This window comes from Streptococcus equinus (genome assembly GCF_900104225.1).
Lineage (GTDB): Bacteria > Bacillota > Bacilli > Lactobacillales > Streptococcaceae > Streptococcus > Streptococcus equinus_D.
In genome coordinates this window covers 138,127-151,235 of record NZ_FNJK01000004.1, presented here as the reverse complement: position 1 = coordinate 151,235, position 13,109 = coordinate 138,127, and the positions used below count along the sequence as shown (strand labels likewise).

Annotated in this window: 9 protein-coding genes and 1 pseudogene; 4 read left to right on the top strand and 6 right to left on the bottom strand. The window is 38.4% G+C overall.

Annotation, left to right across the window (positions count from 1 at the left end; genetic code table 11):
- Window positions 1-33 precede the first annotated feature (33 nt).
- Entirely contained in the window at window positions 34-2,358 is a 2,325-nt protein-coding gene (pflB, locus tag BLP98_RS07030) for a formate C-acetyltransferase (protein ID WP_074482572.1), read from the bottom strand.
- Between the two features lie 215 nt (window positions 2,359-2,573).
- Between pflB and dinB the strand changes: the two genes are divergently transcribed.
- A complete protein-coding gene (dinB, locus tag BLP98_RS07025) occupies window positions 2,574-3,671 on the top strand; it encodes a DNA polymerase IV (RefSeq protein WP_074482571.1) in 1,098 nt (365 codons plus the stop codon).
- A gap of 45 nt (window positions 3,672-3,716) precedes the next feature.
- Here the strand turns inward: dinB and BLP98_RS07020 are convergent, their stop codons facing one another.
- The 4 genes and pseudogenes from BLP98_RS07020 to rnhC all read right to left on the bottom strand — a co-directional run bounded on the left by BLP98_RS07020 (window position 3,717) and on the right by rnhC (window position 8,547).
- Window positions 3,717-4,214, bottom strand: a complete 498-nt coding sequence (locus BLP98_RS07020; protein ID WP_074482570.1) for a hypothetical protein — start codon at window positions 4,212-4,214, stop codon at window positions 3,717-3,719.
- Window positions 4,215-4,750: 536 nt separating this feature from the next.
- Window positions 4,751-6,943, bottom strand: a pseudogene (locus BLP98_RS07015) (ATP-dependent RecD-like DNA helicase); the annotation flags it as partial.
- Window positions 6,944-7,040: 97 nt separating this feature from the next.
- A complete protein-coding gene (gene lepB, locus BLP98_RS07010) occupies window positions 7,041-7,634 on the bottom strand; it encodes a signal peptidase I (protein WP_074482568.1) in 594 nt (197 codons plus the stop codon).
- Window positions 7,635-7,650: 16 nt separating this feature from the next.
- On the bottom strand, window positions 7,651-8,547 hold the full coding sequence (gene rnhC / locus BLP98_RS07005) for a ribonuclease HIII (RefSeq protein WP_074482567.1): 897 nt from the start codon (window positions 8,545-8,547) through the stop codon (window positions 7,651-7,653).
- A gap of 119 nt (window positions 8,548-8,666) precedes the next feature.
- Between rnhC and zapA the strand changes: the two genes are divergently transcribed.
- From zapA to BLP98_RS06990, 3 genes are all read left to right on the top strand, one after another.
- Window positions 8,667-8,975 carry a cell division protein ZapA gene (gene zapA, locus BLP98_RS07000; protein ID WP_074482566.1) on the top strand — a complete coding sequence of 103 codons (309 nt, stop codon included), beginning with the start codon at window positions 8,667-8,669 and terminating at the stop codon, window positions 8,973-8,975.
- Between the two features lie 3 nt (window positions 8,976-8,978).
- Complete coding sequence (locus BLP98_RS06995) at window positions 8,979-9,527, top strand: CvpA family protein (RefSeq protein ID WP_074482565.1); 549 nt, start codon at window positions 8,979-8,981, stop codon at window positions 9,525-9,527.
- A gap of 106 nt (window positions 9,528-9,633) precedes the next feature.
- Window positions 9,634-11,970 (top strand): endonuclease MutS2, encoded by a 2,337-nt coding sequence (locus BLP98_RS06990; RefSeq protein WP_074482564.1) that lies wholly within the window; start codon window positions 9,634-9,636, stop codon window positions 11,968-11,970.
- 181 nt (window positions 11,971-12,151) lie between these two features.
- On the opposite strand, the gene nadA is transcribed toward BLP98_RS06990, so the two are convergent.
- Window positions 12,152-13,072 carry a quinolinate synthase NadA gene (gene nadA / locus BLP98_RS06985; RefSeq protein ID WP_074482563.1) on the bottom strand — a complete coding sequence of 307 codons (921 nt, stop codon included), beginning with the start codon at window positions 13,070-13,072 and terminating at the stop codon, window positions 12,152-12,154.
- Window positions 13,073-13,109 lie beyond the last annotated feature (37 nt).

Sequence of the window (13,109 nt, the reverse complement as noted above, 5' to 3'; positions counted from 1 at the left end):
TCTGTCAACTGACAAAGTCTTTTTCGATATTTATTATTTAGCAGCAACAGTTTCAGCAACATCATCCATTGAAAGAACTTCGTGGAAGACGCGTTGTGTCAATTCTGTCTTTTGTTCTTTTGTAAGGTATTTAGTGTTTACACAGTAACCTGAGATACGAACGATAACATCTTCACCATTCATAATCTTGTCATAAACATCTTTAAGGTCCATGACGTTCAAGTTAACGTGTTGTCCACCGTTTTCGAAGTAACCATCAAGGATAGTTACCAAGTTATCAACTTGTTCATCGAATGTTTTACCAAGAGCACGTGGAGAAACTTGAGTTGTAAGTGAAATACCATCTGCAGCATATGAGAAGTCAAGGCTTGCAAGTGAGTTAAGGTTTTGCAACCAACCACCGCGAGCTTTGTTAGATGGGTTAGCACCTGGTGAGAAGAATTCAAGTTTAGAAAGGTTCACAGTACCATCTTCGTTGAGGTAAACACCTTTGTGAACTGGAGAATTACCAGTTTGTTTAGAGTAAGCAACGTTTGAAGTGATTGTAAGAAGTGATACAGTAGCTTCAGCGTTCTTGTAAAGTTTATGGCTACGAAGACGAGTAGTGTATGCTTCTACCAACCATTCTGCCAATTCGTTTGAACGAGGGTCATCTTCACCCCAACGAGGGAAATCACCAGTTGTTTCGTAATCGTAGATGTATCCATCTTCGTCACGGATTGGTTTAACAGTAGCGTACTTGATTGCTGACAATGTATCAACAGTATTAGCAAAACCACAAATACCGAATCCCATGTTAGCACGTTGTTTAGTTGGCAAGAAGGCCATTTGAACAGCTTCGTAGTTGTATTTATCGGTCATGTAGTGAATGATGTTAAGAGCATCTACGTAAGTTGAAGTCAACCAATCAAGTGATTTTTCAAAGTTAGCTTTAACAGTTTCAAAGTCAAGAACTTCGTCACGAACTGGTTCGATATCAAAGACTTTGTAATCTTTGTGAACATCATCGTAACCACCATTCAAACCAGTAAGAAGAGCTTTAAGAACGTTAACACGAGCACCAAAGTATTGGATGTTGTGGCGTTGTTCTTCGTTTTCTGGGTCAAGTGGTGATACACAACATGAGATACATGACATTTCACCATAACCGTCTTTAGCCATTGTTGTCACACCTTCGTATTGAATTGAAGAGTGTTTGTGTGACATTTTCATACAATAACGACGGAATGAGTATGGCAATTTGTCAGTCCAAAGTACTGTCAAGTTAGGTTCTGGAGCATTACCGATATTGTCCAAAGTGTTCAAGAAACGGTAGTCCATTTTAGTAACACGGTGACGACCGTCAGACCCCATACCTGCCATAGAAGTTGTAATGAATGTTGGGTCACCTGAGTAAAGTTCGTCGTAAGCTTTAGTACGAGCGAATTTTACAGTACGAAGTTTCAATACGAAATCATCAACAAATTCTTGAATTTCAGATTCTGTAAATGTACCACGAGCAAGGTCGCGTTCAGCAAAGATATCAAGAACGATTGGCACACGTCCAAGAGAAGTAGCGGCACCATTGACAACACGACAGACAGCCATGAAAGCAATGTTAACCCATTGGATTGCTTCTTTAACGTTCATGGCTGGTTTACGGACATCAAGTCCATAAAGGTCACCAAGTTTAACAACTTCACCAAGAGCTTGGTATTGCATGTTTACTTCTTCGCGCAGACGAATAGATTCTTCGTCGATTTCAGTAATAGCGTTCCAGTCGTTAACTTTTTCTTGCATCAAGTAGTCAGCTCCGTAAAGAGCAAGACGAGCATAGACACCGATGATACGTCCACGAGAGTAAGCATCTGGAAGACCAGTTACTGTGTGAGCGTGACGTGCACGGCGGATATTAGATGTATAAGCGCGGAAGATTCCGTCATTTACTGTAGTAGTGTATTTTGTGAAAATTTCATGAACAGCAGGATCAGGTTCATAACCATGTTCTTTAAGTGCTGTTTCTGCCATACGGATACCACCTTTTGGCATGAAATTCAATTTGAACAACTCATCATTTTGAATACCGTAGATTAATTCATCGTCTTTTGAAATATAGCCGGCAGGAATATCTGCGATTGATGTTGGACGAGTGTCCATTGGGAAACGAGTTGCTTCGTATTTAGCTTTAGTATCTTCAATAATTTTCTTGATTTTAAGAGAGCGTTCAGTAGCTGGTGCTAAGAAGCTTTCATCACCATCATAAGGTGTGTAGTTAGCTTGAACGAAGCGAGAAACGCTGGCTTTTTCTTTCCAGTCAGTACCTTTAAAGCCTTCCCAGGCTTTTTCAAAAACATCTGCATTTGTTTTAACAGTCGCCATAATGAGATTTCTCCTTAAATTCTAGTAACAGGTCATCTGTTACATTTACAAGTATAAGTTTATCATAAAGGAAGCGTTTTCCCAAACAAAAAAATTGCAAAAAACAAGAATCTTTTCTAGTACAGTTTCAGAAAATAGGTAACTGTACTAGAAATTTGTAAGTTTTGCTTGAAAGCAATGAAAATTGTTATAATAGAGTCAGAAAGGACTGGATGATGCTTATTTTTCCATTAATTAATGACACTTCTCGAAAAATTATTCACATTGATATGGATGCCTTTTTTGCGTCAGTGGAAGAAAGAGATAATCCAGACCTCAAAGGAAAGCCTGTGATTATTGGTTCTGATCCACGTAAGACAGGTGGACGTGGTGTCGTATCAACATGTAATTATGAAGCCAGAAAATTTGGCGTTCATTCTGCCATGTCTTCAAAAGAGGCTTACGAACGTTGTCCACAAGCTATTTTTATTTCTGGTAATTATCAAAAATACCGAGAAATAGGAATGCAAATTCGTGAGATTTTCAGACGTTATACAGACTTAGTAGAACCTATGTCTATTGATGAGGCTTATTTAGATGTTACTGAAAATAAACGTGGCATCAAATCAGCGATTAAAATTGCTAAAATGATTCAATATGATATTTGGCAAGAAGTTCACCTGACTTGTTCAGCAGGTGTCTCTTATAACAAGTTTTTAGCCAAACTTGCTTCGGATTTTGATAAACCAAAGGGTTTAACCTTGATATTGCCAGAAGATGCGCAGGATTTCTTGAAAAAATTACCAATTGAAAAATTTCATGGTGTGGGTAAGAAATCAGTTGAAAAATTACATCAACTAGGTGTTTTTACAGGTGCGGACCTGTTAGAAATTCCAGAGATGACCTTAATTGATCATTTCGGACGCTTTGGTTATGATTTGTATCGCAAAGCGCGTGGTATTTCCAATTCTCCTGTGAGGCCCAATCGTATTCGAAAATCCATTGGCAGTGAACGCACCTATGGTAAATTGCTTTACGATGATGCTGACATTAAGTCGGAGATTTCAAAAAATACTCGCCGTGTTGTTGACAGTCTAATCCGAAATAATAAAGTTGGTCGGACTGTCGTTTTGAAGGTTCGATATGCGGATTTTTCAACCTTAACCAAGCGCAAAACGCTAGATGATGTCACCAATGACTTTGATGTGATTGATCAAGCTGCTCACACAATATTTGACAGCTTAGAAGAATCAAAAGTTGGTGTGCGTCTTCTGGGGGTTACTATCACGGGATTAGAAGATAATATTCGTCCTTTAAATCTTTTTAAAAATTAAAATACCGTCTTAGTAGTTGCTGAGACGGTATTCGTTTCAAAAAGCTTAGTTATTATCACTTTCAGAATCGTCAGCATTATCTTTGTCTAGTAATTGTGCGGCTTTGTTGTAGACATAGCCATAAAGTACTAGGAAGACAAGTGGTAGAATAAGACTAAATGGTGAAAGTGGGATATTAAGATATACACTCAAGGCAAAGCTTGCAAGATTGTAAACAACAGTATAAATCAAGGCAATGCGGTAAGGTGATAAACTTGGAGCATTGTCTTTGATTTTTGATAAGTTTTTGAATGCTAAAACAGCTACAATGATGTTAATAACAAGAGCAATAACTGCAATGATAACAATGCCAACATTGGTAGAAGCTTCAAGAATTCGGAATTTCTCAGCATCAAGTTGTTCTTTTAGCTTGTCGAGGTTATTAACCAAGACAAAATGGCTAATAACACTCCAAACTTTGCTTAGCGCAGCAAGAACATTTACCCAAGCGATGAAAAGCGTCCAAGAACGCAAAGATTGACGAATTTTTTCATAAGAAACCATTTCAAACCTCCTAAAAACAATGGTAATCCTATTATGATAGTACAGATATTATAACACAATTTCCTTATATGTAAACACTTTTCTGTCAAGAGATGTAATATCTGAAAATCCTTTAGTTTCAAGGATTAAATCGTTTTAAGTCTCGAAATGTTTCAAGTATAAAGTTATTTTATCATCTGAAAATTTATATTTATACAATATTGGTGCATAAGAAAAGCTAAAAAACTATTGTAAAGTTTCCTAGCTTTTAGCTATTATTTTTTGAAAAATTGGTCAATATCGTCTTGTGTGATACCAATCATTGGATCGATAAAAGGAAGATTTTCTTCTGTTAGACGATAGTCTTTGATTTGCTCTGGTTTAGATTCGTCAACTTCAAAATCTAAGCTGAGTTGAACAGCTTCTTCCGATACTTCTTCTTTTATGTGAGGAGTAGAAGCACTTGTGTTGCCTTTTGGTTTAATGTTTTGGATTTCTTTTGGATTGTTGACTTTTTCAGTTGTCTCAGCTTTGTCAAGTTCTGTATCAGTTGCTGTAAAGCGTTGAACGAGATAAGTATTTCGCTTAGCCCCTTCGTTTTTGATGGCATAATCGAAGGCAGCAATTTCCCCTAACATAACTAATTTACTTTTAGAGCGGGTAATTGCAGTATAAATGAGGTTACGCTGAAGAAGGCGGTGGCTTTGGCGAGTGATAGGGAGGATGACAACTTGAAATTCACTCCCTTGGGATTTGTGAATAGACATGGCATAAGCTAGCGTGATTTTGTGCCATTCATTACGAGGGTAAATGACTTCTGTTCCATCAAAAGACATGTAAAGTTCATCTTGTTTGGACTCAGTGTATTTGGCGGGAATCAAGTCAGTGATGTATCCAATATCGCCGTTGAACACATTAAGCTCAGCATCATTAATCAAGTGTAGAACTTTATCTCCCTTACGGAAATTCATTTCTCCAAAAGCAAATGATAATTGGTCACCAAGTGGATTAAGCAGTTCTTGAATAATGGTGTTGAGTCGGTTAATACCAGCGGCTCCTCGATACATTGGGGCAAGAATTTGAATTTCTTGGGGACTAATACCACTTTTAATAGCTGCGCTGACAATCTTTGGAATCATTTCAGGAATGTACTGAGCGCCAGCTTCGAAATAAGAACGGTCTGCTTTTTTCTGGGTGAAATCAGCTGGCAAGACGCCTTGTCTCATCTGGTTAGCTAGGCTAACAATAGTGGAATCTTCTGATTGTCTGAAAATTTTGGTTAGGGCGATTTGCGGTAATGATTTGATTTTTAGTAAATCAGCCAAAACTTGTCCAGGTCCTACAGATGGTAATTGATCACTGTCACCAACGATAATGACTTGAGTATTTGATGAAATCGAGCTAAATAGTTGGTTAGCCAGCCAGGTATCCACCATTGAAAATTCGTCAATGATAATCAAATCACAGTCAAGATAATCATCCATAGCTTGGTAATCATTATCGCCATTTAGACCAAGATGACGGTGAATTGTGGCACTTGGTAGCCCAGTGAGTTCATTCATGCGACGGGCAGCACGACCTGTCGGTGCAGCAAGAACGATAGGAATATCTTTCTTTTCTAAATCTATCCCGTGAAGATCAGCATAAGCCGCAATTAAGCCATTGATAACAGTTGTTTTACCTGTACCAGGACCACCTGTCAAAATGAAAACTTTGCTTTGGAGTGCTTCTTTAATGGCCTTTTTCTGTACCGAATCATAGCTAATTCCAAAAGTATCCTCGATGTCAGCAATTTCTTCTTGCAAGTCTTCTTCTGAGAATTGTTTAGCCAGTGGTGTGTCAAGGATGCGTGTTAGATTTTTCTTGATGCCAGCTTCAGCATAAAAAAGAGTGTTGTCAAAAATCTTTGTACCAATATTTTGCACCTTATCTTCAGCGATGAGGGTTGATAATTCTTGAGCAACTGCTGCTGGATCTAGTTCAATCTGACGAGCTTCTTCAAGAATGGTGATCGCATTTTCTAGTAAATCACGCGCTTCAACGTAAGTATCTCCATTTTCAATGGATAATTCAAATAAGGTATGAACAAGCGCTGCGCGAAAACGTTGCGGAGCATCTGCCTCAATGCCTAATTGTTCAGCTAGTTGGTCAGCGATTTTAAAACCAATCCCTTGAATATCTTCAACTAGTTGGTAAGGATTTTCTTGGATAATATCAAGACTGTCTTCCTTGTACTGGTTAAAAATATCAAAAGCAACGCGGTTGGTTAAACCGTATTCTGCGAGTTTTGATAGGATTTGTTCGGTACCGTAGTTGAGTTTTAATTTGGCAACAAAATTATCACGGTTTTCTTTAGAGAGCCCTGAAATACTTTCAAGTTTACTTGGGTCTTCTAAAATTTTATCGATAGTATCGTCACCGTAGAGTTGGACGATTTTTTCTGCTGTTTTTTTACCAATCCCTTTAAAATGTTCGCTTGAAAAATACTTGATTAAGCCTGATGATGTTGGTTTTGAGCGCTCATAGCGTGTGACTTTGAGCTGCTCACCATATTTTGGATGTTGGGTTAATTCGCCCCAGAAAGTATAATTATCGCCCTCAATGATTTCAGCCATTGTCCCGGTAACAATAATCTCAAAATCATCGAAGTCAGAATCAGTATCTTCGATTTCGAGTAATATGATTTTAAAAAAGTTACTGGCATTTTCAAAAATAATACGGTCAACGATGCCAGAAAAGAAGTATTCCATAATTGATCCTTACGTGATTTCTATAGTGGCTTTATTATATCATTCAAAACATGACTAATCAAAAGGACTTACCCAATTGAGTTAAGTCCTTTTATTATTAATGAACGCTTCCAATTTTTGATAATGGCCAGAAGCGGAATTTGACTTCTCCCACGATAGCCGATTTTTTAAAGGTACCAACTTCGCGGCTGTCTTTTGAAACGATACGGTCATCACCTAATAAGAAGTACTGGTCTTTTGGAACTTTGACTGTAAATTCAGTACTGCCATCTTTAGCAGTGGTGAAGGCATCAGAGCTTTCAGCTAATTGCTGGAAGAGGGTATTGTAAGAATAGATATCCTGCAAATCATCTTCCTCAAAAGCTTTTTTATATTTGTCTAGATAAGGTTCATCTGTCTTTTTACCGTTAACATAAAGAACGTCATCTTTGTAAGTGATGGTGTCATTTGGGAGTCCGACAACGCGTTTTACGATTTCTTTAGTTTTATTACCTTCTTTTTCTTTAGCGACAACAATATCAAAACGATTAATAGATGAAGTTTTAAGAACGATTAGGCGTTCTCCATCAGCCAAGGTAGGGTCCATAGAGTGACCGTCAACACTCACGGGTTGTAGGACGAAGAGGCGAAGAAGACCAAGGACGACGAAAAAGAGGATGAAGGCTCCCCATTCTTTAATGAATTGTTTCATAATAGGCTCCTCGATGTTATTTTAATAAATTTTGGGCTTTTTGGGTGTTTGCAAAGTGGAGTTTTGCGGTATGTTCTAAGCCAGGCATGCCATAGGCAGCTAAAATCTGACTAGCAACTTTATCTGATTGGCTACCAGCACCACTTGGGAGTTTGTATTGCACTTCTTGGATTAGTTTATCTAAATTCTCTAGGAAAAGGTTTCGGGCGATAATAGAACTAACTGCTACAGCTAGGTATTTACCCTCAGCTTTTTCTTCAAGAGTTAAAGGGTTATCAAAGTGATTAACTTCATTTTTTAGGTATTTTTCATAGTTCTGACGGCTGGTAAAAGCATCGATAACGATTTTTTCAGGCTTCACGCCATCTTGTAGCAAGAGGTAGATAGCTTGGTTGTGAAGTGCAACCTTAACCGATACAGCATTATGCATCTTACCTTTCCCAACGACTTGGTTATATTTTTGTGGGGATAATAGCAGAGCTTTATGTCTGATTTTCTCTTCTAAGATAGGGGCGATTTGGCGAATTTTACTATCCGTTAAATTCTTAGAATCATCGACACCAAGTTTCTTTAGCAGCGCGTGGTCATCAGGAGTTACAAAACTAGCAACAACCGCTAAGCCACCAAAGTAAGAACCGTTGCCGACTTCATCTGAACCGATTAAAGGCATGGCTTGACCAGCCTTAGTATTCTGCGTGTCTTCTGACGCTTGATAACCAAATTGGCTAGCGACTTCTTGTGCAGCATTTCCTTGAAAAACGACTTTACCAGAGGTGTAAGCAAGGACTGTGACGCCATTTACTTTTGCGGCAAAAGTGACGTAGGGATTATTGTTTGTGACTTGTTTGCCAGCTAGTGTTTTAATGAGGTTTTGCAAGTCAATTTTCCCTAGTTTCATAACAATTGTATTCATAATTTTATTGTAACATAAAAAGATGGCGAGGTGGCAAAATAGCCTGTTGAAACTAGCATTTTCACGCTTAAATTTTACGAAATGTTTATTTTAAGGTATAATGTCAAAGAGGTGACTATATGGAAAGCAAAAATCGTTATAAATTCGTCTTTGGAGAAAAGTCGCTCACATTGACAACGGATAAGGATAACCTCTTCATGGAGGAAGTTGAGCGTGTAGCCAAAGAAAAATATAATACAATCAAAGAAAAATTACCACAAGCTGATAATGAAACGATTGCTATTTTGATGGCTCTCAATTCGCTTTCAACTCAGCTTAGTCGTGAGATTGAAGTTGAAAAAATGGAAAAAGAATTGACGGCTCTCCGTTCTGAGGCGATTGACGATATTAAGGAGAAAGCCGGTAAGTCTGATTCTGATGAGGAATAATATATGTTATCAGTTCTTATTATGCTGATTTTAGCTTGGCATTTTTATATTGGCTATTCTCGTGGCATTATTTTACAAGCCTACTATTTCATAGCTAGTATGGTTTCGTTGGTAGTAGCCAGTCGTTTTTACCAAGCACTGTCTGAAGAAATTACGCTTTGGATTCCTTATTCAAATGCTGGTCAAGGAGCAACGGTTAATTTCTTCACAGATGTTAATATTTTTGATTTAGATAAGGTTTATTACGCAGGGGTAGCTTTTACAGCTATTTATTTGCTTGTATATTGTCTATTTCGTTTGGTGGGGATCTTGGTACACTTATTACCACTCCATCGATTTGATAACGTTAAGATTAACAGTATTAGCGGCGTTTTAGCGGTTTTAGTAGCGCTAGTATTCTTTGGTTTAGTCTTGACATTACTTGCTACTGTGCCGATGTCAGTGGTTCAGAATCTTTTATCAAGTAGTTGGTTAGCACGTTTGATTATTAACTATTTTCAACCATTGGCAAGTGTTCTAAGAGCACTTTGGGTGACAGCAATTTTAGGATAGAGTAAACGAGTCTGAGATGAACTATCTCAGGCTTATTCCGTATTTTATGAAGGTAACACAGTGTGCTTAAGACACGATATTAGTGAAGTTTTGGTATAATAGAGATATGAATAACAGAATTTTAGAACAGTTAGAATTTGATAAAGTTAAGCAACTTTTTGCTGGCTATTTACAAACTGAGCAAGGGCAAGATGAATTGCGTAAACTTGCACCAATGACTGAATCTGACCGTATTTCACGCTCTTTTGCTGAAATGTCAGACATGGAGCAGATTTTTATTGAGCAACATGGTTTTGGTCTTGGCAGTTTACGTGATATTTCTGAAAGTATGCGTCGTTTGGAATTGGATGCAGACGTCAATGTTTCAGAGATTATTGATATTAAGAAAATCTTGCAAGTCTCAGCAGAGGTAAAACATTTTTACCATGATTTAGAAAATGTTGAATTAATGGCTTTGAATAGCCTTTTTGATAAAATTGAACTTTTGCCAAGTTTGCAGGGAAGTTTGCAAGCCATCAATGATGGTGGGTTTATTGAAAACTTCGCTAGCACAGAATTAGATCGTATTCGTCGTCAAATCAATCACGATGAAGGCAGAGTTCGTCAAATTTTACAGGATATTTTGAAAAAACAAGCTGACCATTTGACAGAGACTTTGATTGCTAGTCGTAATGGTCGTGCGGTATTGCCTGTGAAAAATAGCTACCGCAATCGCATTTCAGGGGTTGTGCATGATATTTCTGCATCAGGAAGCACAGTTTACATTGAGCCACGCGCAGTAGTGCAACTTAATGAAGAAATCACTCAGTTACGTGCAGACGAACGCCATGAAATGGCGCGTATTTTGCGTGAATTGTCAAATATGCTTCGCCCTTATACTAATATTATTCGAAATAATGCTTGGGTTTTGGGGCATTTGGATTTTGTGCGTGCAAAATTCCTCTTCATGCAGGAAAATAAAGCAGTTGTCCCACAGTTATCCACAGATAAGACTGTGCAGCTCTTGCAAGCCCGTCACCCACTGTTGATAAATCCAGTCGCAAATGACTTGCATTTCTTAGATGAATTGACAGTTATCGTCATCACTGGTCCCAATACTGGTGGTAAGACTGTCATGTTGAAAACATTAGGCTTAGCGCAGCTTATGGCACAATCAGGTTTGCCAATCTTGGCTGACAAAGGTAGTAAAGTGGCTGTTTTTAATGAAATCTTTGCAGATATTGGTGATGAACAATCTATCGAGCAAAGCTTGTCAACTTTCTCAAGTCACATGACAAATATTGTGGATATCTTGGCAGCAGCTGATAAAGATAGCTTGGTACTTGTGGATGAGTTGGGGGCAGGTACTGACCCACAAGAAGGAGCAAGTCTTGCTATTTCTATTCTAGAGCATTTGCGTTTGACACAAGTTAAAACTATGGCGACAACACACTATCCAGAGTTGAAGGCTTACGGTATTGAGACAGAGTTTGTGGAAAATGCCAGCATGGAATTTGATACAGAGACATTGAGTCCAACTTATCATTTCATGCAAGGAGTGCCAGGTCGTTCAAATGCTTTTGAAATCGCTCGTCGATTAGGTTTGGCAGAAATCATTGTTAATGAAGCAGAGCGTTTGACGGATTCTGATACTGATGTTAACCGCATCATTGAACGTTTGGAAGAACAAACGCACGAAAGTCGCAAACGCCTTGATCACATTAAGGAAGTTGAACAAGATAACCTCAAATTCAACCGTGCAGTCAAGAAACTTTACAACGAATTCTCACACGCTAAAGACAAAGAACTTGAAAAAGCTTCCGCTAAGGCACAAGAAATTGTGGATAAAGCCATGGCTGAAAGTGAAGAAATTCTTAAAAATCTTCATCACAAAGCGAGTCTTAAACCACACGAAGTCATTGAAGCTAAGAGCCAGTTGAAAAAATTGGCACCTGAGGTTGATTTGTCGAAAAATAAAGTCCTCAAAAAAGCCAAGAAACTACGTGCACCGCGCGTGGGTGATGATATTATCGTCACAGCTTATGGTCAACGAGGAACCTTGATTAACCAAACTAAAAACGGTAAATGGGAAGCGCAAGTTGGTCTCATTAAGATGACGCTTAAAGAAGACGAATTTAGCCTTGTCAAAGTTCAAGAAGAAGCCCAAAAACCGAAGAAAAAACAAGTTCATGTGGTTAAGAAAAGCAAGAAATCTGCTGGACCACGTGCCCGCCTTGATCTTCGTGGTAAACGCTATGAAGAAGCCATGCAAGAATTGGATGAATTTATCGATCAAGCCTTGCTAAATAACATGGCACAAGTCGATATCATTCACGGTATCGGAACAGGTGTTATCCGTGAAGGTGTCACAAAATACCTTCGCCGCAACAAACACGTCAAATCATTTGGCTACGCTCCACAAAACGCAGGTGGCAGCGGCTGTACCATCGCAAACTTGGGTTAAAAAAAGCATCCAGTGGATGCTTTTTTCACGAGCCTGAAAAGAAGAAAGCGAGTATTATCCAGTGGATGCTTTTTTCACGAGCCTTAAGACAGGAAGTATCAAAGAATCTTTATTCCAAAATAGTAAAACCCTCTTCTGGCGTAGAAAGAGGGTTTTTGTATGTAGAAAATGCAAATAAAATTTATTTTTGACCGAGCAGAATCATTTGGTCAATCGCATGACGAGCACCTTTGATAGTGTCTTCGTCAAGCTCAATCTCTTCACCTGCTCGTCCAAGTAAACAGTTGTAAATATCAGCTAGAGTTGTCATTTTCATGTTGTGACAAACACATTCAGTTGATAGAAGGTAGAAACGTTTCTCTGGGCATTCAAATTGTAAATGCTCAACGATACTACTTTCAGTACCAATGATAAATTCTTTATCACTGCTATTTTTAGCATAAGCCATGATTTCTGTAGTACTTCCAGCAAAATCAGCTAACTCAGTAACTTCAGCTAGACATTCTGGGTGAACTAAAACCTTAGCATTTGGATGTTCTTCGCGAGCACGAAGAACGTCACGTTTACGCATACGCATGTGAGTTGGACAACCACCTTTGAAGAATTCAAATTGTTTATCCGGACATTGTTCAGCAACCCATTGACCGAGGTTGCGGTCTGGAACAAAGAGAATCTTATCATTGTCAATGTTGTTGATAATCTTAACAGCTGAAGAAGATGTCACACAAACATCAACCATTGTTTTGACTTCTGATGTGGTGTTGATATAAGCAACGGTAGTATAGTCTGGGTGGGCTTCTTTTAACCAGCTAACGAGTTTTTTATCAATTTGGGCAGCCATTGGACAACCAGCCATTGGATTGGCTAGAAGTGCAGTTTTTTCAGGTGATAGAACTTTAACCGTTTCTGCCATGAAACGCACCCCACACATCATAATAGTATCTTGTGGTGCTTTGGCAGCGTATTTACTTAAAGCAAATGAATCCCCAACAAAATCGGCTACTTCCCAGATATCGTGACTCTGATAAGCGTGTGCTAAAATGCAGACTCCCTTCTCTTTTTTGAGACGTAAAATCTCATCTTGCATCTCTCGTGTATTCATTATATCTATGAAATCCTCCATGAATTGTCTTAGTTAT

Excerpts from the sequence above, each read along its gene's own strand:
- nadA (WP_074482563.1), bottom strand. The coding sequence starts at position 13,072 with ATGAATACACGAGAGATGCAAGATGAGATTTTACGTCTCAAAAAAGAG.
- BLP98_RS07020 (WP_074482570.1), bottom strand. The coding sequence starts at position 4,214 with ATGGTTTCTTATGAAAAAATTCGTCAATCTTTGCGTTCTTGGACGCTT.
- lepB (WP_074482568.1), bottom strand. The coding sequence starts at position 7,634 with ATGAAACAATTCATTAAAGAATGGGGAGCCTTCATCCTCTTTTTCGTC.
- pflB (WP_074482572.1), bottom strand. The coding sequence starts at position 2,358 with ATGGCGACTGTTAAAACAAATGCAGATGTTTTTGAAAAAGCCTGGGAA.
- BLP98_RS06995 (WP_074482565.1), top strand. The coding sequence starts at position 8,979 with ATGTTATCAGTTCTTATTATGCTGATTTTAGCTTGGCATTTTTATATT.
- zapA (WP_074482566.1), top strand. The coding sequence starts at position 8,667 with ATGGAAAGCAAAAATCGTTATAAATTCGTCTTTGGAGAAAAGTCGCTC.
- rnhC (WP_074482567.1), bottom strand. The coding sequence starts at position 8,547 with ATGAATACAATTGTTATGAAACTAGGGAAAATTGACTTGCAAAACCTC.
- dinB (WP_074482571.1), top strand. The coding sequence starts at position 2,574 with ATGCTTATTTTTCCATTAATTAATGACACTTCTCGAAAAATTATTCAC.
- BLP98_RS06990 (WP_074482564.1), top strand. The coding sequence starts at position 9,634 with ATGAATAACAGAATTTTAGAACAGTTAGAATTTGATAAAGTTAAGCAA.